Origin of the sequence: Pseudomonas mohnii (assembly GCF_900105115.1) — a bacterium.
GTDB classification, from domain to species: domain Bacteria; phylum Pseudomonadota; class Gammaproteobacteria; order Pseudomonadales; family Pseudomonadaceae; genus Aquipseudomonas; species Aquipseudomonas mohnii.
In genome coordinates, this window is record NZ_FNRV01000001.1 from 5978718 (window position 1) to 6000088 (window position 21371).

Annotated in this window: 19 protein-coding genes; 10 read left to right on the forward strand and 9 right to left on the reverse strand. The window is 61.2% G+C overall.

Annotated features, from left to right (window positions below; genetic code table 11):
- Positions 1 to 173 precede the first annotated feature (173 nt).
- Both bkdR and BLV61_RS27955 read left to right on the forward strand, forming a co-directional pair.
- Positions 174 to 662 carry a Bkd operon transcriptional regulator BkdR gene (gene bkdR, locus BLV61_RS27950; RefSeq protein ID WP_047528178.1) on the forward strand — a complete coding sequence of 163 codons (489 nt, stop codon included), beginning with the start codon at positions 174 to 176 and terminating at the stop codon, positions 660 to 662.
- 136 nt (positions 663 to 798) lie between these two features.
- Positions 799 to 2502 (forward strand): phosphatidylinositol-specific phospholipase C domain-containing protein, encoded by a 1704-nt coding sequence (locus BLV61_RS27955; RefSeq protein WP_090468821.1) that lies wholly within the window; start codon positions 799 to 801, stop codon positions 2500 to 2502.
- On the opposite strand, the gene BLV61_RS27960 is transcribed toward BLV61_RS27955, so the two are convergent.
- A complete protein-coding gene (locus tag BLV61_RS27960) occupies positions 2489 to 3352 on the reverse strand; it encodes an MBL fold metallo-hydrolase (RefSeq protein ID WP_090468824.1) in 864 nt (287 codons plus the stop codon). The genes BLV61_RS27955 and BLV61_RS27960 overlap by 14 nt on opposite strands.
- A 299-nt stretch (positions 3353 to 3651) precedes the next feature.
- On the opposite strand from BLV61_RS27960, the gene BLV61_RS27965 reads away from it, so the two are divergent.
- The 3 genes from BLV61_RS27965 (at position 3652) to nahK (ending at position 8839) form a co-directional block, all read left to right on the forward strand.
- On the forward strand, positions 3652 to 4836 hold the full coding sequence (locus tag BLV61_RS27965; protein ID WP_047528181.1) for a porin: 1185 nt from the start codon (positions 3652 to 3654) through the stop codon (positions 4834 to 4836).
- Between the two features lie 276 nt (positions 4837 to 5112).
- Positions 5113 to 6276, forward strand: a complete 1164-nt coding sequence (gene nosP / locus BLV61_RS27970; protein ID WP_047528182.1) for a nitric oxide-sensing protein NosP — start codon at positions 5113 to 5115, stop codon at positions 6274 to 6276.
- A complete protein-coding gene (gene nahK, locus BLV61_RS27975; RefSeq protein WP_047528183.1) occupies positions 6245 to 8839 on the forward strand; it encodes a hybrid sensor histidine kinase/response regulator NahK/ErcS' in 2595 nt (864 codons plus the stop codon). Before nosP ends, nahK begins: the two co-directional genes overlap by 32 nt.
- A gap of 396 nt (positions 8840 to 9235) precedes the next feature.
- Here the strand turns inward: nahK and BLV61_RS27980 are convergent, their stop codons facing one another.
- The 6 genes from BLV61_RS27980 to BLV61_RS28005 all read right to left on the reverse strand — a co-directional run bounded on the left by BLV61_RS27980 (position 9236) and on the right by BLV61_RS28005 (position 14331).
- Positions 9236 to 9901, reverse strand: a complete 666-nt coding sequence (locus BLV61_RS27980; protein WP_047528184.1) for a response regulator transcription factor — start codon at positions 9899 to 9901, stop codon at positions 9236 to 9238.
- 56 nt (positions 9902 to 9957) lie between these two features.
- Positions 9958 to 10515: a PQQ-dependent catabolism-associated CXXCW motif protein gene (locus BLV61_RS27985; protein WP_090468826.1), complete on the reverse strand. Its 558-nt coding sequence runs from the start codon at positions 10513 to 10515 to the stop codon at positions 9958 to 9960.
- A 116-nt stretch (positions 10516 to 10631) separates the two neighbouring features.
- On the reverse strand, positions 10632 to 11423 hold the full coding sequence (locus BLV61_RS27990) for an ABC transporter permease (RefSeq protein ID WP_047528186.1): 792 nt from the start codon (positions 11421 to 11423) through the stop codon (positions 10632 to 10634).
- A complete protein-coding gene (locus tag BLV61_RS27995) occupies positions 11420 to 12151 on the reverse strand; it encodes an ABC transporter ATP-binding protein (protein WP_090468828.1) in 732 nt (243 codons plus the stop codon). Before BLV61_RS27995 ends, BLV61_RS27990 begins: the two co-directional genes overlap by 4 nt.
- Complete coding sequence (locus BLV61_RS28000) at positions 12148 to 13107, reverse strand: YVTN family beta-propeller repeat protein (protein ID WP_047528189.1); 960 nt, start codon at positions 13105 to 13107, stop codon at positions 12148 to 12150. Before BLV61_RS28000 ends, BLV61_RS27995 begins: the two co-directional genes overlap by 4 nt.
- Before the next feature lie 39 nt (positions 13108 to 13146).
- A complete protein-coding gene (locus BLV61_RS28005) occupies positions 13147 to 14331 on the reverse strand; it encodes an ABC transporter substrate-binding protein (protein ID WP_047528190.1) in 1185 nt (394 codons plus the stop codon).
- A gap of 157 nt (positions 14332 to 14488) precedes the next feature.
- On the opposite strand from BLV61_RS28005, the gene BLV61_RS31910 reads away from it, so the two are divergent.
- From BLV61_RS31910 to BLV61_RS28015, 3 genes are read left to right on the forward strand one after another with little or no spacing between them, the layout of a single operon-like run.
- Complete coding sequence (locus BLV61_RS31910; protein WP_262984254.1) at positions 14489 to 14611, forward strand: hypothetical protein; 123 nt, start codon at positions 14489 to 14491, stop codon at positions 14609 to 14611.
- A gap of 2 nt (positions 14612 to 14613) precedes the next feature.
- Positions 14614 to 15876 carry a sensor histidine kinase gene (locus BLV61_RS28010; RefSeq protein WP_047528191.1) on the forward strand — a complete coding sequence of 421 codons (1263 nt, stop codon included), beginning with the start codon at positions 14614 to 14616 and terminating at the stop codon, positions 15874 to 15876.
- Positions 15873 to 16511, forward strand: coding sequence for a response regulator (locus BLV61_RS28015; RefSeq protein ID WP_090468829.1), 639 nt, complete (start codon positions 15873 to 15875; stop codon positions 16509 to 16511). Before BLV61_RS28010 ends, BLV61_RS28015 begins: the two co-directional genes overlap by 4 nt.
- Positions 16512 to 17050: 539 nt before the next feature.
- On the opposite strand, the gene BLV61_RS28025 is transcribed toward BLV61_RS28015, so the two are convergent.
- Positions 17051 to 17698 (reverse strand): pentapeptide repeat-containing protein, encoded by a 648-nt coding sequence (locus BLV61_RS28025; RefSeq protein ID WP_090468831.1) that lies wholly within the window; start codon positions 17696 to 17698, stop codon positions 17051 to 17053.
- 182 nt (positions 17699 to 17880) lie between these two features.
- A complete protein-coding gene (gene exaA / locus BLV61_RS28030; protein WP_090468832.1) occupies positions 17881 to 19773 on the reverse strand; it encodes a quinoprotein ethanol dehydrogenase in 1893 nt (630 codons plus the stop codon).
- Positions 19774 to 20026: 253 nt separating this feature from the next.
- Between exaA and pedF the strand changes: the two genes are divergently transcribed.
- Both pedF and BLV61_RS28040 read left to right on the forward strand, forming a co-directional pair.
- Positions 20027 to 20488 (forward strand): cytochrome c-550 PedF, encoded by a 462-nt coding sequence (gene pedF / locus BLV61_RS28035; RefSeq protein ID WP_047528196.1) that lies wholly within the window; start codon positions 20027 to 20029, stop codon positions 20486 to 20488.
- A gap of 3 nt (positions 20489 to 20491) precedes the next feature.
- Positions 20492 to 21367, forward strand: a complete 876-nt coding sequence (locus BLV61_RS28040) for a substrate-binding periplasmic protein (protein ID WP_047528197.1) — start codon at positions 20492 to 20494, stop codon at positions 21365 to 21367.
- The last annotated feature ends 4 nt before the right edge of the window (positions 21368 to 21371 follow it).

Here is a 21371-nt window from a genome sequence, read left to right on the forward strand (position 1 = left end):
CGATCTTGTGAATTTCTTGTAGTGAGCTGACAGATTTCGTTCTGTGGAAGAAATCTTGTCCTACAAACATCATAGGCCCGGCCAAGAAGAATATTTCTCTCTGTTTCGTTGCGCTGACGATCATTTGCAGATAAAAAATCTGCATAAACATAAAAAACAGGTGGATTTGTCTCATGCGCAAACTGGACCGTACCGATATCGGCATTCTCAACAGCCTTCAGGAGAACGCGCGGATCACCAACGCCGACCTCGCCCGCTCGGTGAACCTCTCGCCGACACCGTGCTTCAACCGGGTCAAGGCGATGGAGGAGCTGGGCCTGATTCGCGAGCAAGTGACCCTGCTCGATGCCGACCTGCTGGGGTTGCACGTGAACGTGTTCATCCATGTCAGCCTGGAAAAACAGGTGGAGGAGGCGTTGCAGCATTTCGAAGAGGCGATTTCCGATCGCCCGGAAGTCATGGAGTGCTACCTGATGGCGGGAGACCCGGACTACCTGATCCGCGTGCTGGTGCCGACCATCCAGTCGCTGGAGCGCTTCATGATGGACTTTCTGACCAAGGTGCCGGGGGTGGCGAACATCCGTTCGAGCTTTGCGCTCAAGCAGGTGCGATACAAGACGGCGCTGCCGTTGCCGGCCAATGGAATGACGCTGGATAAATAACGTTCGATGGCGTTGTTGTTATTGAATCAATAGGTCACAACTGTACAACGCCGATCTACAGTTTGGGTCCATGTTTATCGGATAGGGCTCCGTTTATGTTGTTTCCTCCATTGTTAATTAACGGTTGAGGTACAAGATGAATTCCCTATTGGATAAAGTTGCATTGGCCAGTTCGCTGGATGTGAGTGCTGATGATCTGGATGCGCTCGGTCATATAAAAGAATACCGGTCTCCCGTTTTTGGACCTTACTTTGAAAGTGCGGCGGTCATACAGTCGGTAGATCCACAATCGCTTCTGAATCACGGGCCGGCATCCACCAGCGATGAGTTCGAGATCGGAATAATGGGCGGCTGGTGTCCGGGAGGAAGCTGGAGCGATGGCGTATGCAAGCCTTTCAGTAATAATCGTACGCACTGGATGAGCACTTACACGGGCGTGCGGAATTTACCGATAGATCTGGCCATTTTGCCAGGCACACATAACTCGGGGTTTGATGAGAAGGCCCAGTTCGCTCCTACTTCGGAAGTTTGCCAGGATGTTTCGCCTCATGAACAACTGAACGCGGGTATTCGAGTGCTGGATATCAGGGTTCACCATTATGCCGGGTACCTGTCGGGTGATCCCCGGCGATTCATGATTTATCACAGTACAACCAATGGTCGAACCATTCAGGGCGACATCATTAACGGAATCAAGTCCTTTCACTTCGGTTCGGGATGGGACCGTCGAAGAGAAATCGTGATTGTGAATTTCCATCAATTCCGGAAATTTACCCAGGCTGCGCATGCAGAACTTATAGGTATTTTGAAGTCTGCTTTCGGCGAGTCGATTATTTCCCCAACGTATAAAAATTTGAGTGTGTCTCAGATCTGGGGCTTGCCGGGATTCAAAAATGTTGTCGTGTCTTATAACGCTGGCGAGCGAGACCCCAGTTTCTGGCCGGGTGTCAATCAATGCTGGATTGGTTCCAACACCCCGTCGGACTCCGCTCTCAAGGAGTTCATCGATAAGGTGGGTAAAGAGGTCAAGCCTGCGGGTGAGCTCAGGTCGATTCAGGCCGCCCGTATGGTGTTTCCTTTTTTTGTGCCGAAAGACATATCGGGCTCACTGATGTCATGGTTTGCGGCCGGTAATGCCCATTCTCCTATCATGAAGTACTACATCATCAATACAGATTGGTCGCTCAGGCATCGACTGGTCGATAACATCATCTATTCGAATCAGTTTCGTGCACGTACGTTGGGGCTTCAGGATGTCGAACAGGCCCACCCGACTGTCGCACGTGCCAAAAGCCTGCCCTCGGCCCGCCACATGCTGTTCAGAATCAGTGACGAGCACTGGTCGCCGACGGTCTCACTGCCTCCCATCCTGAGTGAGGAATCACACAGGCTGCTGGTCCGCTCGGACGCCAGCGCTGAATGCGTACTGGATATGCGCAACAGTGATGTCCCGATGGCTCGGGTGACGCTGTCAGCAGGTGATGCCGTGGCCTTCGTCTGTCTCGACGGTAGCGAGCAATGGAAGTTACAGGTCCGCGACTGTTCGCCTGATGATCATTCGTACTCGATTCCCGCACCCTGCGATGGAGAAAAGTTTGTTCGATACACTGTGTCCTACGGCAACTATTTGCCCTTGGTGTATCTACCGGCCGTGGCGGCAGCGAATGGCGTCGTTTTGGTCGTCAGCGAGGCACCCTACGAAACCAGGATATGTCATGCCCGGGGGGCGGATGAAATCGAGCATGTCATTTCGGCGGGTCAGACGCTTGCATTCACCTACGACGAGCATGCTGGCGGCTGGAGTATGGAGCCGGTTTTGACGAACGCTACATCTGATTGATCGGGATTTTCAGGTAGACCACGCCATTGTCTTCCGCGGGCGGCATGTTCCCCGCCCGCACATTCACCTGGATCGCCGGCAGCAACAGTGTCGGCATCCCCAGCCCCCTGTCGCGCCGGGTGCGCATGGCGACGAAGGTGTTTTCGTCGATGCCGTCATGCACATGGACGTTGCTTTTTCGTTGCTCGCCAACGGTGCTCTGGCATTGCGCTCGCCGACCTTCGGGCGGGTAGTCGTGGCAGACGTAGAGTTTCACATCGGCGGGGAAGGCCAGCAGCTTCTGGATCGAAGCGTACAGATGATGAGCGTTGCCGCCGGGGAAGTCGCAACGCGCGGTGCCCACGTCCGGCATGAACAGCGTGTCGCCCACCAGAATCGCTTCGCCATCGACCAGGTACGCCATGTCGGCCGGCGTATGCCCAGGGACATGCAACGCGGTGGCCTTGAGCTGGCCGATGTTGAAGGATTCGTCCGGGGCGAACAGATGGTCGAACTGCGAACCGTCCACGCAGAACTCCGGCTCAAGATTGAACAGCGCCTTGAACACCTTCTGGACCTTGCTGATCGATGCGCCGATGGCAATCTGGCCGCCCAGCTCCCGACGCAAATAGGGCGCGGCTGACAGGTGGTCGGCATGGGCATGGGTTTCCAGCAGCCATTGCACTTGCAACCGGTGTTCGCGAACGAACGCGATGATCCGGTCGGCCTGGGTGCTGGCGGTGCGGCCCGCGGCCGGGTCGTAGTCGAGCACGGGGTCGACGATTGCGCACTGACTGCCATCGGCTTCATAGACCACGTAACTGTAGGTCGAGGAGGCCGGGTCGAGGAAGGCTTCAATCAAGGCGGGCATGGTGGCTGTTTCTGTCTGGACGAGTATTGAGGGTAGTTTCATTTTCCCCGTGGTGGTGGCCTGCACGCTATTGAAGGCGGCTGTCCAGTCAGTAGCGGTTCCTGTGGCCCCGCCTCGGGGTCCACAGGCCCTACACCTTAAGTTGCGGACCCTGCCGACGAGCGGTCTTACGCCGAACTTGTTGCGCATCGCCGGCCGCTCCAAAGCAGCTGCAATTCGCCTCCAAGGCAGCGTATGGCGCCGCCGGTCCGCTTTCGATAATCGCCTCCGACACCTCGTCACCAGTCGCGGAGCGCGCCATGCACAACAATAAGAACTTCAAGCATCGTCTTTTACCGGTCTTCATCGCCAGCCTGCCGGCCCTTGGCCTGAGCTCGATGGCCGAGGCCGAGATCATGCTGTACGACAAGGACCAGACCACGTTCTCCACTGACGGCTATATCAACGCCTTTTACGTGAACAGTAACGTGAACCGTGAAGGGGACCAGTACGACCGTCGACAGGCGCGGGTGAAGATGGGGTTCCTGCCCAACTACCTGGGCTTCAACATGGGCAAACAGGTCGATGATCTCAAGCTCGGCGCCCGGGCTTCGTTCTGGGTGACCATCAACGACAGCCAAACCAACGGCACCGACACCGCCATCGATGTCCGCCAGTTCTACGGCACCGTGGCCAACCCGCAATGGGGCGAAGTGCTGATCGGCAAGGACTTCGGCCTGTTTGCCCGTTCCAACATCCTGCTCGATGAACTGCTGGCCGGGTACGGCCAGGTCAGCGACACCCTGGGGCTGGTGGACGGTGGCGGGGTCTCGTTCGGCAACATTGGCACCGGTTATCCCTATCCTTTCCCGACGTCGCAGATCACTTACCGCACACCGGTGATGGACGGTCTGCGCGTGGCGGTGGGCATCATGGACCCGGTGGACACCAACGACAGCAGCCCGACCGGCAAGGCCTATCAGGAGAACCCGCGCACCGAGAGCGAAATCACCTACCAGTTCGACCTGGCCGGCGCGCAGATCTATAGCTGGGTCAACGGCAGCTACCAGACGTCCGACAATACCGACTCCACCGTCAACAGCGTCACCTCAAAAGGCGTCGGTTACGGGGTGCAGGCGAAAATGGGCGGGCTGACCCTGGTCGGTTCCGGTTTCCAGGCCAAGGGCATCAACCCCTTCTTCACCAACAATGCCGGGGAACCGACCCTGCGCAACGTCGACAGCGACGGTTATCTGTTGCAGGGCTCCTACAAACTGGGGAAAAACCGCCTGGCGCTGTCCTACGGCAAGACCAATGACGATGGCAACGGCGTGGTCGGCAGTGGCGCCGACTATGAAACCCGCGGCGTCGCGCTGTTCCATGACGTGAACGACAACCTCAAGCTGGTGGCCGAATACAATCAGTTCAAAATCAACGGGCACGATACCAGTGCCCAGAACGAAGACACCGACACGTTTGCGGTGGGGGCTGTACTCACCTGGTAAGGGGTTGATCGTCTAACCCTTCCCTGTGGTGAGGGCGCTTGCTCCCGCTTTGGGTCGCGAAGCGGCCCCTGCTTCTGGTCGCGCATCGGCCAAGCAGGGGCTGCTTCGTCGCCCGGCGGGGGCAAGCGCCCTCGCCACAAAAAAACCCGCCATCCAGTTTCCACGCTCCGGCTCTCATCCCATCGAAGCGCCTGACCGCTACCCAAGTAGCATAGGTCGCACCAAACAGGCTTCGTACACTCGTACCTCATACATGCGCACCTGCGGGAGGCGACGATGCAGCAGGTCCAGAACGAAGGTATCGTCAGCGCGATGTCCCAGGCCACCGATGCCCAACAGGTGGCGCAGGAGCTGGCGCGACAGTTATTGCATCCGCACCTTGGGTTCGTGCTGTTCTTCTGTTCCGCCGAGTACGATTTGCAGGCGCTGGGGCAGGCCTTGCAACAGAGCTTCGGCGGCATTCGCCTGGCGGGCTGCACCAGCGCCGGGGAAATCACTCCGCTGGGGTATGGACGTAATTGCGTGACGGCGGTCGGTTTCGATCACCGGCACTTCTCCATCGCCCTCGAACTGATCGACGAAATGGAACGCTTCAGCCTGATCGACGCCCAGCAAATGGTCGAGCGCCTGGTCGGCGGCTGTCGCAGCAATACCCTGGCACCGATCAAGGGCAACAGCTTTGCACTGACCTTGCTCGATGGCCTGTCCAGCCGCGAAGAAATGGTCCTGGCGGCCTTGAGCGCCGCGCTGGGCGACATTCCCCATTTCGGCGGTTCGGCCGGCGACGACAACTACCTGACCCACACCCATGTCTACTTCGACGGCGAGTTTCACAGCGGCGCGGCAGTCGTGGTGTTGGTCAATACGTGGCTGGACTTCGAAGTGTTCACCACCCATCACATCCTGCCCCGGGAGGAAAAACTGGTGGTCACCGGAGCCGACAGCGCTTCGCGGCGGGTCTTCGAACTCAATGCCGAGCCGGCCGCCGCCGAGTACGCCCGACACATCGGCGTGCCGGTGGCCGAGCTCGATCACCGGATCTTCGCCGCGCACCCCTTGGCGGTGCGGATCAATGAGCAGTATTACGTGCGTGCCATTCAGCAGGTTCATGCCGATTTGAGCCTGAGTTTCTATTGCGCCGTGGAGAACGGCATCGTCCTCACCGCCATGACCCCCGGTCCCATGCTGCCGAACCTGCAAAGCCTGTTCGACGGCTTGCAGGAGCGTCTCGGTGATTTGCTGCTGACCATTGGCTGCGATTGTTTTCTGCGGCGCCTGGAGCTGGAGGACGACGGCAGCCTCGAGCAGATCGGCGCCTTTTTGCGCGAGCAGCGGGTGATGGGGTTCAACACCTACGGAGAACAGTTCAATGGCATGCACATCAACCAGACATTCACCGGCGTCGCCATTGCCCGAGGGCGGTCCCTCGGACTGCGCTGAACTGCGGGCACAGATCGCCGGCCTGCAACACGACAACCAGAAACTGCAACGCATCAACGCCGCGTTGATCGAACGTATCGAGTCCGGCATTACCCGGGGCAATGATCCCTACGCCGCGTTCCAGCATTCGGTGGTGCTGGCCGAGCAGGTGCGAGAGCGCACCGACGCCTTGAACCAGGCCATGGCCGAACTCAAGGCAGGCAACCACTTGCTCAGCGAAGCGCGCTTGCGCGCAGAAACGGCTCATCAACACCTTATCGACGCGATCGAGAGCATCTCCGACGCCTTCGTGCTGTTCGATGCCCAGCAATGCATCGTCCTGTTCAACAGCCGCTTCAAGGCCTTCTGGAGCAACAGCCGGGTGCGGATCAGCGCCGGCATGCGCCTGACCGAGGTCAAGCGTCTGATGATGAACAACGGTCTGTTCACCGAAGAGCCGCGCGGGCAAGCCGACGAAAACCTGCTGTATCGCTTGCAGGACGGTCGCTGGTTGCAAGTCAGCGAGCGGCCCACCCAGGAAGGCGGGCGGGTGATTCTGTTCACCGACATTACCGACGTCAAACTCAGTGAAACCGTGCGCCGCGAGCAAGCGGTGGCGCAGAAGTCGCACCTGTTGCAACGGGCGGTCGACAACCTCTCCCAAGGGGTGGCGATGGTCAACGCCGACGGCATCCTGGAACTGTGGAACCGCCGGTTCCTCGAACTCAGTGGCCTGGCACCGGTCGCGGCCCATCGTCCGTTTGCCGAAGTGATCGCCGACAGCGAATTGACCCTGCTGACCCCGGCCAGCCGCGACGCCAACGGGCGGCCCACGCAGGAATGCGAACAACGCCTCTACGATGGCCGGGTCCTGGAGATTCGCACCCATCCGCTGCCCACGGGCGGATTCGTCAACACCTTCACCGACATCACCGAACGCTACCAGCACGCCGAAGCCCTGAGCGAAAGCGAGCGCTGGATTCGCCTGATCACCGACCATGTGCCGGCGTTGATTGCCTATCTGAACGCCGACCTGGTCTACGAATTCACCAACAAGGTCTACGAAGAATGGTACTGCTGGCCACGGGGCGTGATGCTTGGCCAAAGCTTGCGTGAAGTGCACAGCGAACAGCATTACCAGCGCCTGGAGTCCTACGTGGCCAGGGCGTTGGCCGGCGAGAGCGTGACGTTCGAGGTCGCCGAAACCAACGTCAATAATCAGGAACGCTACATGCTGCGTTCCTACGTACCCAATCGGCTGGCCAGCGGCGAGGTGGTGGGGATTTTCGTATTGATCCGCGACATCACCGAACGCCGCCGCACCGCCGAGGCGTTGCATCAGGCCTACCAGAATCTGGAGCTGCGGGTGCGCGAACGCACCGCGGAACTGACCACCCTCAACGACCAGTTGTTGCGTGAGATCGAGGAGCGTCGCCGGGTCGAATCTCGCTTGCGCGAGGCCAAGCAGGAGGCCGAGCAAGCCAATCTGTCGAAGACCAAGTTTCTCGCGGCGGTCAGCCATGACTTGCTGCAACCCTTGAACGCGGCACGGTTGTTCACCAGTGCCTTGCTGGAGCGCCGGGAGGCGGTCAGCAACGAGGTGCTGGTGCGCAATGTCAGCAACTCCCTGGAAGACGTGGAAAACCTGTTGGGCACCCTGGTGGATATTTCCAAGCTCGATGCCGGGGTGATCAAGGCGGACATCGCGCCGTTCGCCCTGAGCGAGCTGTTGGACACCCTGGCGGCGGAATACACCCAGGTCGCTCGCAGCGAAGGCCTGGAGCTGCATTTCATTGCCTGTTCGGCGCTGGTGCGCAGCGATATCCAGTTATTGGCGCGCATCCTGCGCAACCTGTTGAGCAATGCCATTCGCTACACCTACAGCGGTCGCGTGGTGCTCGGTTGCAGGCGCCATCACCAGCGCCTGTCGATTCAGGTCTGGGACAGCGGCATGGGCATTGACGAAAATCGCCTGGAGGAGATTTTCCAGGAGTTCAAGCGTGGCGATGTGCAACGTCCGGATCAGGACCGCGGCCTCGGGCTGGGCCTGGCGATCGTCGAAAAGATCGCCGGCATTCTCGGGCATCGGGTTCAGGTTCGCTCTTGGCCGGGCAAGGGCTCGATGTTCTGCGTCGAAGTGCCGTTAAGCGCCACCGCACCGCAGGCAGCCCCCGCTTTGCTGATGAGCGAGCCAATGCTCGAACGGCTGCGCGGGGCGCGGATCTGGGTACTGGATAACGATGCAACCATTTGCGCCGGCATGCGCACGCTGCTGGAAGGTTGGGGCTGCCGGGTGGTCACGGCGCTGTCGGAAGAGGACCTGGCACGGCAAGTGGACAACTACCACGCCGACGCGGACCTGCTGATCGCCGACTATCACCTGGACAACGATCAGAATGGTGTGGACGCCGTGGCCCGGATCAATGCCCGGCGCGGCTCACCGATCCCGGCGATGATGATCACCGCCAACTACAGCATCGAGCTTAAGCAGCAGATCCGCGAACTCGGGCACACCCTGATGCACAAGCCGGTACGGCCGATGAAGCTTAAGACAGCCATGAGTCATTTGCTCGCTCGGCCGTGACTTCTCCGGTGTGGGTGCCTCCCCCTGTAGGAGCGAGCCAGCTCGCGATGGTCTTCAACGATGACGCGGGCTGTCTGAATGCCCGCGTTGCCCTGACGTTTATCGCGAGCAGGCTCGCTCCTACAGTGGTTGGGGAGCACCTGCGGGTGATTGGTGGGCTGTGACGCTCACCAATTCCTGTAGGAGCGAGCCAGCTCGCGATGGTCTTCAACGATGACGCGGGTTGTCTGAATGCCCGCATTGCCCTGACGTTTATCGCGAGCAGGCTCGCTCCTACAGTGGTTGGGGTGCACCTGCGGGTGATTGGTGGGCTGTGACGCTCACCAATTCCTGTAGGAGCGAGTTTGCTCCGGGCGGCGTTCCGACGATGGTCGTTATGCGCTCTTCAGGCAAGCCTCACCGCCGCAGATACGACCCGAAATCAATGTCCCCGGCACTCAGGATCGCCTGCACCCGGTTGTGCACGTTGAGCTTGCGCAGGATCGCCGAGACGTGGGCCTTGACCGTGGTTTCGGCGATTTCCAGGGTGTAGGCGATCTGTTTGTTGGACTCGCCTTTGGTCATGCGTTCCAGCACTTGCAATTGCTTGCGGGTCAGGGCCTGGAGCAGCTCCGGCGGGAAACTCGGGGTGTCGTTCATCCGCCGGTGCGTACCGGTTCTGGCCGAGCGGATAATGTCCGGAGGCAAGTAGACGTTGCCGTTGAGAATCTGCTGGATCGCATCGGTCATCTGGCTGCGGGGCGAGGATTTGGTGATGAAGCCCACCGCGCCGTAAGTGATGGCTTGCAGGACGATTTGCTTGTCTTGCTCGGCGGACACGATCACCACCGGAATGGTCGGTGCTTCGTTGCGCAGGTTGATCAAGCCATTGAGCCCGTGCATGCCGGGCATATTCAGGTCGAGCAGGATCAGGTCCAGGTCATCGTGTTCCTGGGTCAGGGCCAGGGCGCTGTCCAGGTCGGCGGTTTCCATCACTTCGCTGCCGGCAAAGCCGTCGCTGATGACGTTATGGATGGCTTCGCGAAACAGCGGGTGATCATCGGCAATCAGAATTTTGTACATAGCCTTTCACCTCATTATTTTGATTATGGTGTGGCAACAACACGCACGCGTAAAGCTCAGGGAAAGGGTTCGGGCCGGGCCGGCGCCACCGGCAGGTTGGCCGCCTGCCAGGCGTCCACACCGTCACGGTACCAGTACAGTGTCTTATAGCCCAGGCTGGCCGCGCGTTTGACCGCGTTCCAGCTCAACCAGCAGTCGGAGCGGCAGTAAAAGACCAGTGGTTGCGTCGGGTCACCGGCGGTCAGTTTTTTCAGGTTGTGCGCGAAATAGTCTTGCCACTGTGGCGTCAGCTCACCATCACCGGTATTGGCCAGCCAATGGCTGCCAGGCAGGTTTTCGTGGGGCTGGTCTTCGATGAACTGGCCTTGCAGCCATGGGCGGCGGTAAACGTCGATCAGCAGCGGGCGCGGGGTTTGTTCCAGCAGGGTTTGCAGGGCCGGTGTGTCGACGAGGGTCGCGCCCTGCAACTCATGGGGCGTCGGGCTGCGGTACAGGTCAATGCGATAGCCCTCTGCGGAAAACAACGCGGCTTCAGCGTGGGCGTTGCCCAGCCACAGGCTCAGCGACAACGCAGCAAGAGAGAGTCGCAGCAGGCGACGTCGGGCATGCGGCATGGGTTCAATCCTTATCGTTATGGACCCATTACATGCCAGTCGCGCTGCGTTTGGAATGCGACGATAGACAGGAAAACCAGTACTAAAGTAGTAATTTTGGTCCTGCAGCAGATCTGTCAGCCGGATTTGCGCAGGGCGGCGTGTTGCGGGTTGAACGTCAACACGGCCAGCAGCGAAAACAGCAGGGTCAGCCCCACGCACACCGCCAGCGCCAGGGCATTGAAGCGTTCATACAAGGCAAACCGCACCAGTTCCACGGCATGGGTGAACGGGTTCAGGGCACACAGCCAGTACAACCATTCACTGGACTCGCGCATCTTCCACAGCGGATACAGGGCCGAAGACAGAAAAAACAGCGGGAAAATCACGAAATTCATGACCCCGGCAAAGTTTTCCAACTGGCGGATCGCGTTCGACAGCAAAAGGCCCAGGGCACTGAGCATCAGCGCCACCAGCAACAACGCCGGCAAGGCCCACAACAGGCCCATGGCCGGCGGTCGCACACCATAGACCCAGGCGATCGCCAGAAACGCATACACCTGCAACAACGAAATCAGCGCCGTGGCCAACAGCTTGCTGCACAGCAGAAAGGTCCGGGGCAGGGGGCTGGTCAACAGCACGCGCATGCTGCCCATCTCGCGGTCGTAGACCATCGACAGCGAACCCTGCATGCCGTTGAACAGCAGGATCATGCAGGCCAGGCCCGGAATGATGTACACCTCGTACGGAATATAGGTGTCGTAGGGCTCGATGATCGCGATGCCGAGGGCCGCACGAAAACCCGCGGCGAACACCAGCAGCCATAACAAGGGCCGCACCAGCGCGCTGAGAAACCGCGTGCGCTGCAGAACGAAACGCAGCCATTCGCGCAGCACGATGCCGCTGAAACATTGCCAGTACGCATTCATCGGGCAGCTCCGGAAGTCGTGAGACGGGTGAAGGCCGAACCCAGGTCGCCGCCATGTTCCAGGCTCAGCGCATCGGCCTGCCCACTGGCGACCAGCCGGCCTTGATGGAGAATCAGCAAGTCATCGCTGGGCTGCACTTCGTCGAGCAAATGGGTGGTCCAGAGCACGCTGATGCGCTGCTCACGGCACAGGTTGCGAATGTGCTGGTTGAGCGCCAGGCGACTGGCCGGGTCGAGTCCGGCGCTGGCTTCGTCCAGCAGCAGAAGACGTGGCTCATGCAGCAGGGCGCGGGCAATTTCCACCCGCCGGCGATGCCCGCCATTGAGTTCGCGTACCCGTTCGCGCCGGCGTTCGGTCAGGGCCTGGCGGGCCAGTTCCGCCTCGACCCGCAGGGCGCTCTGGCGCCTGGACAGGCCATGCAGCGCCGCGTGATAACGCAGGTTCTGCTCGACGCTGAGGTCCAGGTCGAGGGTGCTTTGTTGAAACACCACGCCTAACTGCCGGAGCGCCGGGCGTGGCGTTCTGGACAACGAACAGCCACCGATGTGGATGTCACCGTGCTGCACGTCATAGAGCCGGGTGAGCAGGGCGATCAGGGTTGATTTGCCGGCGCCGTTAGGCCCCAGCAGCGCCGCGAAGCGTCCCGGAGCCAGGCTGAAACTCACTTGGCGCAAGGCCTCCCGGGCACCGTAGGCGAAGCTCAGGTCGCTGACCTCCAGGGCGTTCATGGGGTCACCACCACGCCCCAGGGATAACGGCCGACCTTCACCGATTTGATGACCTTGAGGCTTTCGACATCGATCACCGAGACGTCACCGCTGACGCCGTTGGTGGCCAGCAACTGTTTTTGATCCGGGGTAAACGCCATCTGCCAGACCCGTCGCCCCACCAGCAGGTAGTCGAGAATTTCGAAGGTCTTGGCATCGATCACCGCTACATGGTTGGCCGGGCCCAGCGCGACGAAGCCGTACTTGCCGTCGGCGCTGAGTTTGACGCCCACCGGTTGGACCTTGTCCGGGTGCACGCCCTTGATCTGGAAGTTCAGGGTCTTGAGGATCTTGCGGCTGGCCACGTCGAGAATGGTCACGGTGCCGCCGATTTCCGCCGAGGCCCACAGCTGCGAACCGTCCGCTGAAAACTCGACGAAACGCGGGCGCTGATCCACCAGGGTGCTGTCAGCCAGGGTCTGGGTGCTGGTGTCGATCCAGTGCAGCATGTTGGTCGTTTCGCTGGTGTTCACCGCCCACTTGCCATCGGGACTGACGGCCATGCCTTCGGGTTCGACGCCGACGTTGATCTGGCTGAGGACCTTGGAGGTTTCGGTGTCGATTACCGTGACCAGCGCATCGTCTTCGTTGGACACATACAACCAGCGATTGTTGGGGTGCAGGGCGAATTGCTCGGGATCCTTGCCCGACGGCAGTTCCTTGATGATCTTGCGCGTGGCCACGTCCATCACCTGCACCCGGTCCGAGTCGCTGGCGCAGATGTACAGCAACTTGTTGTCATGGGACAGCAGCAGGCCACGCGGACGCTGGCCGACGGGCAAGGTCTCGGTGACTTGCAGGGTCTGCATGTCGATCAGGCTCAGGCTGTTGTCCTTTTCGTTGGAGACCCAGGCGGTGCTGGCCGCGGCGTGTCCCGCAGCGAGCAGCAGGGCGCAGGAAAGCAGGGTGCGGCGCATGGCAGATTCCTTATTGTTGTCGTTGTAGTGAAAAAAGGATCAGGGAAAGCGGCAGCTGACCTCGGGCTTGTCGTAGCCCAGGCTGTCCATTTCGTTGAAGGGGTGCAGAAAGCCATCCTGCGGCGAGGTGCTGACCAGCGCACGGGGTTGCACGATGGGGATCGGCTGGCGCAACTGGCCGTTCCACGGCCGATAACTGAGCTTGCGCCCCTTGAAGCCGTCCAGCGGCAGTTGATCGCTGATTTCCAGCTGACGGATCGCCATGGGCTCGGTCTGGCGCAGTTTGCTCACGGCGCTGGCAATGCTGCGCACGGCCATCCATGCGGCGAAATCACGGTCGTTCATCCAGCGCCCGGTCAGGGCTTCGAAACGTTTCTGTAACTGCGCGGCACCGTAGGTTTCCACGGTTTTGTGCCAGCCCACCGGGGTCAGGCCCTGGGTGCCCGCCACCGGGCGCGGATACCAGGTCTGGTACGGCACGTATTCACCAAAGTCGCCGCGTTCGTCGGCCACCAACACCACGTCGTATTCAGCGGTCTGGGTGAACAGCGGCATGTCGGCCTGGGCGCTGCGTCGTTGATCGTTGTCGAAACTCCAGGCTTTTTCCGCCACCAGTTGCACGCCGAAGCGTTTGGCCGCGCGGCGCAGGGCGGCGGCGTAGGCTTGATCGTCTGCGGTCGGGCCGACGATGAGCAGTGCTCGCTGCCATTTGCGCACCACCAGGAATTGCCCCAGGGCATCGGCGAGCATCGCCCGGCTGGGCAGGCTGTGCAGCACATTCGGCAAGCAATCGGTGGTGCGCAGGCTGTCGTCCGGGCTGCCGGCGTTGAACAGCAGGCTGTCGGGAAGTACCGCACTGAGCCGGCGCAGGGTCTCTGCCGGCGCATTGACCACAAACAGGCGCAGGCCCTGTTCGTGCTGGGCCTGGGCGGCATGGATCAACGCATCCGGGCTGTCGACGCTGGCACTTACCAGGCTGTAGCTGTGGTTGAGAAAACGCCCGGTGCTGTTGCTGTCAGTGATCGCCAGTTCAGCACCGCGCAACCCGGCATCGGTCGGTTCGGGAATGACGTTCGACAGCAGCGGACCCGGGTCGGGGCGATAGCCCAGGTAGCCGATACGCACCTGCAACGGCGCATCGGCGGCCTGGCTTTGAGTCGCCAGCCCCGCCGCGCAGGCAATCGCCAGCACGTAGAACAAGGCGTAAGGGGCAAGCTGGCGCATAGGGCACTCCATTACAGGTAGCGCCAGCATAGGAAGCCTGAAGGCCGGATGAAATATGCAGAAAGTACCAGCGAGGCAGTACCAAGGTAGTAGCTCGCACCGCGCGGTGCGGTTTTAGCATGGGCTAAAACGGCCATGACCCTGGAGGCAATCGATCATGCGAATTCTTAAAGCGCTGCTCCTGCCGTTTTTACTGGTCCTGAGCCTGATCGGTGTCGACAAGCTTCACGGCCCGCGCCCCGCGCCGTTGCTCGTCATGCCCGCGACACCGGGACGCTAGGCATGTCGGCCCTGTGGCGGATCAACCTCTGGGTGTGCGGTTTTTTCGCCCTGGTCACTTTGGCGTGCATGGGGTTGCTGGTGCATCAGGCACTGGCGGATGTGGAGCGTGAACTGCAATCCGCCGAAGCGGTGGTCGAGTACCTGAGTGAAACCGCCGAGCGCGATCCTGCCAGCCTGCAACCACGGCTGACGCGCAGTTTGCGTCACGTGCGGGTGCGCTGGCTCGAGCCGGGCGAAGCGGAACGGCTGCCGGTGCAGGACGGGCTCGATGCCTGGCTCGGACGGCTGTTGTTTGCCGAGGCCCGACACAGTGAACGGGTTCTCCAATTGCAGGACGGCCGCCGCGTGCAGATCGTGGTCGATCCACGGGATGAAATCGACGAAGTCTGGGATTCTCTCCAACAATTGCTGAGCCTTTGCGGCCTGGCGTTAGCGTTGAGTCTGCTGACCATTCGCTGGGCCGTACGTCGGGGCCTGGGCCTGCTCGACGACTTGCTGCGCGCCCTGCAGCAGGTCTCCGGCGGCCAGCTCAATGTGCGTTTGCGTGCGCAGGGCCTGCCGGAGGCGCGGCAACTGGCGACGCATTTCAACCGCATGACCGACGCACTGGAACAGGCGCGGGCCGACAACACCGAACTGACCCAGACGTTGCTGGCGGTGCAGGAACAGGAACGCACGCAACTGGCGCAGACCCTGCACGACGACCTCGGACAATACCTGGCGGGGATTCGCGCCCAGGCCTGCCTGCTGCGGCTGGTGGCGGATCAGCCAGACACCGTGGAACGCACAGTGCGTGAGCTCGAACACAACTGCGAACACCTGCAACAGGGCTTTCGGGCGCTGGTGCATGGCCTCTATCCGGTGGTGTTGCAACATCTGTCATTGTCCGAAGCCTTTGGCTTGCTGGTCGAGCAATGGCAAGGTCGGCAGGGGATCGATTGCCAGTTGAGGGTCAGCGCGCAGTTGCCGCCGTTGTCCGCACCGGACAAGACTCATCTCTACCGCCTGTTGCAGGAAGCCCTGACCAACATTAGCCGTCACGCCGGCGCCAGTGAGGTGCGGGTTCGCCTGCAACATCATGGCGGCCATCTGCGCTTGCTGATTCGCGATAACGGTCGCGGCGCCCAACAGCCACCCCGCTCGGGTGTCGGTTTGCATTCGATGTTCGAGCGCGCCCGCAGCCTGGGCGGCGAGCTGCGGGTGATCAGCCGGCCCGGCGCCGGTTGGGCGCTGGCCTTGAGCATGCCTTTGGAGGTGTCATGAATATTCTGTTGGTCGATGACCATGCGGTGGTCCGCCAGGGCTACGCGAGTCTGTTGCGCGCGGTGCTGCCGGCAATGGACGTGCGAGAAGCGGCGACCGGCGAGGAAGCGCTGGCCAGGGTGCAGGAGGCTGTGCCGAATCTGGTGATCATGGATTTCGGTTTGCCGGGGATCAGCGGCCTGGAAACCACACGACGCCTGCGTCAGCGCCTGCCACAGTTGCGGGTGCTGTTTTTCAGCATGCACGACGAGCTGCCCCTGGTGCGTCAGGCACTGGACGCCGGTGCCTCGGGCTACCTCACCAAAAGCTCGGCGCCGCAAGTGCTGATCGAAGCGGTGCGGCGGATTCTCGCGGGCCATGCCTACATCGAACAGCCCCTGGCCACCCAACTGGCCTGCCACCCGCAACAGGACGCCAGCGATCCGCGTTTGCAGAGCATGACCCAGCGCGAGCTGGAAATTTTCGTGATGATCGCCAAAGGCACCCCGGCCCGGATGATTGCCGAACAGCTGAGCATCAGCAGCAAAACAGTCTCCAATCACTTGACGTTGCTCAAGAGCAAGTTGCAGGTCTCGTCCCATGCCGAACTGGTGCACCTGGGCATCGACATGGGGGTGGTACGGGTGGCCGGCTGATTCACCGCCTTGTGCCTGTGTAGGAGCGAGCCTGCTCGCGAAGAACGTCAACGAAAACGCGGGCGAGCCTGATGCCCCGTGGCGCTCTCGGGTTTTTCGCTTGTGCCTGTGTAGGAGCGAGCCTGCTCGCGAAGAACGTCAACGATAACGCGGGGAGCCTGATGCCCCGCGGCGCGCTCAGGTTCTTCGCGAGCAGGCTCGCTCCTACAAAAGAGCAAGCATCGACATCTGCTTGCGAAGAACGTCAACGATAACGCGGGGAGCCTGATGCCCCGCGGCGCTCTCGGGTTTTTCGCGAGCAGGCTCGCTCCTACAAAAGAGCAAGCATCGACATCTGCTCGCGAAGAACGTCAACGATAACGCGGGGAGTCTGATGCCCCGTGGCGCTCTCGGGTTTTTCGCGAGCAGGCTCGCTCCTACAAAAGAGCAAGCATCGACATCTGCTCGCGAAGAACGTCAACGATAACGCGGGGAGCCTGATGCCCCGTGGCGCTCTCGGGTTTTTCGCGAGCAGGCTCGCTCCTGCAGAAGAGGGGGGGTTAGCGATTCCAGGTGGTCGGGCAGCCGCTGCAGCCCTCCATGTTTGCATCCTGAAAATTCGCGTAGTGCTGGCGCGAGCCGTTGAGGTTGGCGCCTTCCAGGTTGCTTTCGCCCAGCTTGGCTTCTTGCAGATTGGCATCACTGAGATTCGCGCCTTTGAGATCGGCCTTGCTCAGCCAGGTCATTTCCAGATCGGCGGCCCGCAGGTTGGCGTTGTGCAGTTTGGCCCCGGAGAGGCGGGCGAATTGCAGGTAAGCGCCGCTGAGGTTGGCGTCCTGGAGCTGCGCGCCCTGGGCGAACAGGCCCCAGCCCTGGATCGCGATCAATGTTGCGCCGCTGAAATCAGCTAACCGCAGATTGCTTTGCTGCAGGCTGGCGCGAGTCAGGTTGGCGCCCTGCAGCCGGGCTTTTTCCAGATTGGCCAGGTCGAGGTTGGCGTGGCGCAGGTCGGCATCGCGCAGGTCGGCGCCGGCCAGGTTCATGTTGCGCAAGTCCTGATTGCTCAGGTTGGCGCCCCTGAGATTGGCGCCGGGGCACTGACTGTGTTCGGCGAGGGTGCAGCCGTTGATGACCAGCGGGGCGTCGTCGCCCTCATCGGCCTGGGCCAGGGAAAAACTCAAGAGCAGTAGGAAGGGCAGGTATTTCATCACGAGACCTCTGGTGTTCCGGTGGCGAGGGAGCTTGTCGACGTGTCGAATCGTCCCGCTCGGCGGCGCAGCAGTCACAAGACCTGAGCGCAGGGTGTGGCTGAAGGAATGCCGGGGCCGCTTCGCAGCCCGACGGGAGCAAGCTCCCTCGCCACAAAGGCGGCCCCGCATTCTCGGAAGGCTTACTTCTGGGCGGTCTTGTTATCCCAGCTCGGAATCTTGAACACCCAGAACGACCCGCCCTGTGCCACGGGTTTGGTCAGTTCGGCCATGTCGCCGCCCCACAACGGTACGGCGCCGCCATAACCGACGGTCACGCCGATGTACTGCTCGCCATCCTGTTCCCAGGTGATCGGTGGCGAGACGATGCCGCTGCCGGTCTGGAACTTCCACAGCTCCTTGCCGGTTTTGGCGTCGAAGGCCTTGAAGAAGCCGTCGCCGGTACCGGTGAACACTAGGTTGCCCTTGGTCGCCAGTACGCCGGCCCACAATGGCAGATGCTCCTTGTGCTCCCACACCACTTTGCCCGTGGTCGGGTTCATCGCCCGCAGGGTGCCGACGTGATCGTCGTACATGCGCTTGATGCGGAATCCCATGCCCAGATACGCCGAGCCCTTCTTGTAGCTGACCTCTTCGGTCCAGTATTCCTCTTTCCACTGGTTGCCCGGAATGTAGAACAGCCCCGTGTCCTGGCTGTAGGCCATCGGGTTCCAGTTTTTGCCGCCGAGGAACGGCGGCGAGACTTCCACCGGTTTGCCTTTGGTCTCGCCCGGCAGTGGCTTGGCCGGACGCTGGCCCTCGTTCTCTACCGGGCGTCCGGTCTTGAGGTCGATGTGGCTGGCCCAGGTGATGTTGTCGACGAAGGGAAACGCGTTCTGCAATTTGCCGTTGTTGCGATCGACCACGTAGAAGAAGCCGTTACGGTCCGCGTGGCCGGTGGCCTTGACCGTTTTACCGTCCTTGTCCTTGTAGTCGAACAGCACCAGCTCATTGTTGCCGGAGAAGTCCCAGGCATCGTTCGGGGTGTGCTGGTAGAACCATTTCACCTCGCCGGTACTCGGGTCGACGCCGACCTGGCCCGAGGTGTAGAGGCTGTCGTAGTCGTGGGGATTGCCGTCCTTGGAGGTGCGCGCCCAGGTGTTCCACGGCCCGGGGTTACCGGCGCCAACGATGATGGTGTTGGTCTCCGGGTCGAAACTGGCGCTCTGCCAAGGGGCGCCACCGCCATGGCTCCAGGCCTCGACCTTGCCGGTTTCGGTGGTCGGGTCATTCGGCCAGGACGGTGCCTTGACGTCGCCGGTCGGGGTGCTGTCCTTGCCGTTCAAACGGCCCATGTGGCCTTCGACGAAGGGCCGCATCCAGACTTCTTCGCCTGTGTCCGGGTCGCGGGCAAACAATTGCCCGACGACGCCGAACTCATCACCGGAGCTGCCGTGAATCAGCAGCACCTTGCCACTGGTCTTGTCTTTGATCAGCACCGGGGCGCCGGTCATGGTGTAGCCGGCGGCGTGGTCGCCGAACTTCTTGTTCCAGACCACCTTGCCGGTGTTCTTGTCCAGGGCGATCAGCCGTGCATCGAGGGTGCCGAAGTAGATCTTGTCGCCATAGATGGCGGCGCCGCGATTGACCACGTCGCAGCACGGGCGAATGTTGTCCGGCAAGCGATGGTTATAGGTCCACAGGCGCTTGCCGGTCTTGGCGTCCAGGGCAAATACCCGCGAGTAGGAACCGGTGACGTACACCACGCCTTCGCTGACGATGGCCTGGGATTCCTGGCCGCGTTGCTTCTCATCGCCGAACGAGTAGGACCAGGCCGGCGTCAGCTTGAACACGTTCTTGTCGTTGACCTGGGCCAGCGGGCTCCAGCGCTGGGCGTTGGTGCCCATGCCGTATTGCAGCACATCCTTGGTGGTCAGGTGATCGTTGGCAATGTCTTCCCAACTCACATTGCCGGTGGGGGCAGCGGGGGCTGTCGCGGCGTAGCTGGCCGCGCTCAGGGACACACTGCCCACCAGCAGAAAAGCCTGCACGGCGAGTGTCAGCGGGGAAAGGGCGGGTAGCGATCTTATTGTCATGGTTGCAGTTCCCAGTGGAGGTTTTGGCCTGCACAGGTTGGTGCGCGCAGCGTTTGCCGGATACGGAAAAAGTCCCGCTGTGGCCGGGAAGACTTCCCGTACCGCACCTGATTTGGGTGTGCGCCACAAGCCCTACTACCAAGGTACTGGGCCGCGACCACCAAAGCAGCATGGGGCCAGCGCGGCGGGGTTCCTAAGATGGTTGCCATAGCCTCTGCCAAGAGGTTTTGCGTGCAATCCTGAGGGCATAACAATGACAACAAAACGCAACGCCTTGCTCGTTGCCGGACTGCTGGCCGGCTTTATCAGTGCAGGTTCCGTATGGGCCCACGGCAACGTGGTGCCACAAGCCGTCGAAACCAAAGGCCTGACGCCCATCAAGGATGCCGGGGTGAAGGTGGATGGCGATGGCTGGGCCGCCGTGAACCCGTACCGCAATTCTCCTGAACACGACAAGGCCCTGGAAATCGGCTCATCGGCCTATAACCAGAACTGCGCGGCCTGTCACGGCCTGGAAGCCAAGTCGGGCGGTATCGCACCGGACTTGCGCATGCTCGATGTTGGCGACGCCGGTGATGAATGGTTCGTCGAACGGGTACGTCACGGGGCCGTGCGTGACGGTCGGGTCTACATGCCGAAAATGGCCGACTACCTGAGCCAGGAAGCCCTGTGGGCGGTCCGCACTTATCTGGACAGCGTCCACGTCGAGGAATAACCCATGCGCCTGCTCGCGGTGTTGATCAGCGTTGTGTGGCTGTGCTGCCAGCCGGTGCAGGCGCAGGTGCGCAACTATGACGAAATGATCGCCGCCGGGGAACTGAAGGTAGCGGTCTACAAGGACTTCGCGCCCTACAGTTTTGAAGACGCCGGGCAGCCCCGGGGTGTTGATGTCGAACTCGCCCAGGCGCTGGCCAAGGCACTGGGTGTGCGCCTGACACTGATCTGGGCGCCGGCCGGGGAAAAACTCGACGACGACCTGCGCGACTACATCTGGCGTGCCAGCCAACTGCACAAGCAGCAACTGGCCGATCTGATGATGCGCGTGCCCTACGACCGCGATTACGCGCAGAAGCGCAACGAATTCGGCGAGATGGAAAACGGTCATGTGGTGATGTTCGGGCCTTACCAGAATGAGCAATGGCAAGTGGCCTACGACCGTCGGCGACTGGACAAGGTCGGCAGTGTCGCGGTGTTCGAGCAGCACCCGATCGGCGTCGAAGTCGACAGCGTGCCGTCGTTCTACCTGACCTCGGTGTTCAACGGCATGCTCGCCGGCAAGACCCATCACTACCCGGGCGTACCCCAGGCGTTTGCGGCGATGAAGGCCGGTGAGGTCGACGCGGTGATGGCCATGCGCGGCGAGATCGACTGGCAGGTGCACGAGGCTGCCGACCCGCAAGTGGCGCTGGCGGAAAACGCTTATCCGAACATGGGCAAACAGCTCTGGGAAATCGGCATGGCCGTGCACGAAAGCAACCGACAACTGGCCTATGCCGTGGAAGAGGCGCTGGAAGGCCTGATCCGCGAGGGTTCGGTGAAAACGATCTATGGCCATTACGGCCTGCGTTATGACGTACCCGAGATGTATCAATAGGAGC

Coding starts and splice junctions, on each gene's coding strand:
- BLV61_RS28015 (WP_090468829.1), top strand. CDS start 15,873: ATGAATATTCTGTTGGTCGATGACCATGCGGTGGTCCGCCAGGGCTAC.
- BLV61_RS28040 (WP_047528197.1), top strand. CDS start 20,492: ATGCGCCTGCTCGCGGTGTTGATCAGCGTTGTGTGGCTGTGCTGCCAG.
- BLV61_RS27985 (WP_090468826.1), bottom strand. CDS start 10,515: ATGCCGCATGCCCGACGTCGCCTGCTGCGACTCTCTCTTGCTGCGTTG.
- BLV61_RS31910 (WP_262984254.1), top strand. CDS start 14,489: ATGCGAATTCTTAAAGCGCTGCTCCTGCCGTTTTTACTGGTCCTGAGC.
- exaA (WP_090468832.1), bottom strand. CDS start 19,773: ATGACAATAAGATCGCTACCCGCCCTTTCCCCGCTGACACTCGCCGTG.
- BLV61_RS28025 (WP_090468831.1), bottom strand. CDS start 17,698: ATGAAATACCTGCCCTTCCTACTGCTCTTGAGTTTTTCCCTGGCCCAG.
- BLV61_RS27955 (WP_090468821.1), top strand. CDS start 799: ATGAATTCCCTATTGGATAAAGTTGCATTGGCCAGTTCGCTGGATGTG.
- BLV61_RS28005 (WP_047528190.1), bottom strand. CDS start 14,331: ATGCGCCAGCTTGCCCCTTACGCCTTGTTCTACGTGCTGGCGATTGCC.
- BLV61_RS27990 (WP_047528186.1), bottom strand. CDS start 11,423: ATGAATGCGTACTGGCAATGTTTCAGCGGCATCGTGCTGCGCGAATGG.
- pedF (WP_047528196.1), top strand. CDS start 20,027: ATGACAACAAAACGCAACGCCTTGCTCGTTGCCGGACTGCTGGCCGGC.
- nosP (WP_047528182.1), top strand. CDS start 5,113: ATGCAGCAGGTCCAGAACGAAGGTATCGTCAGCGCGATGTCCCAGGCC.
- BLV61_RS27980 (WP_047528184.1), bottom strand. CDS start 9,901: ATGTACAAAATTCTGATTGCCGATGATCACCCGCTGTTTCGCGAAGCC.
- BLV61_RS28010 (WP_047528191.1), top strand. CDS start 14,614: ATGTCGGCCCTGTGGCGGATCAACCTCTGGGTGTGCGGTTTTTTCGCC.
- BLV61_RS28000 (WP_047528189.1), bottom strand. CDS start 13,107: ATGCGCCGCACCCTGCTTTCCTGCGCCCTGCTGCTCGCTGCGGGACAC.
- BLV61_RS27995 (WP_090468828.1), bottom strand. CDS start 12,151: ATGAACGCCCTGGAGGTCAGCGACCTGAGCTTCGCCTACGGTGCCCGG.
- bkdR (WP_047528178.1), top strand. CDS start 174: ATGCGCAAACTGGACCGTACCGATATCGGCATTCTCAACAGCCTTCAG.
- BLV61_RS27965 (WP_047528181.1), top strand. CDS start 3,652: ATGCACAACAATAAGAACTTCAAGCATCGTCTTTTACCGGTCTTCATC.
- BLV61_RS27960 (WP_090468824.1), bottom strand. CDS start 3,352: ATGCCCGCCTTGATTGAAGCCTTCCTCGACCCGGCCTCCTCGACCTAC.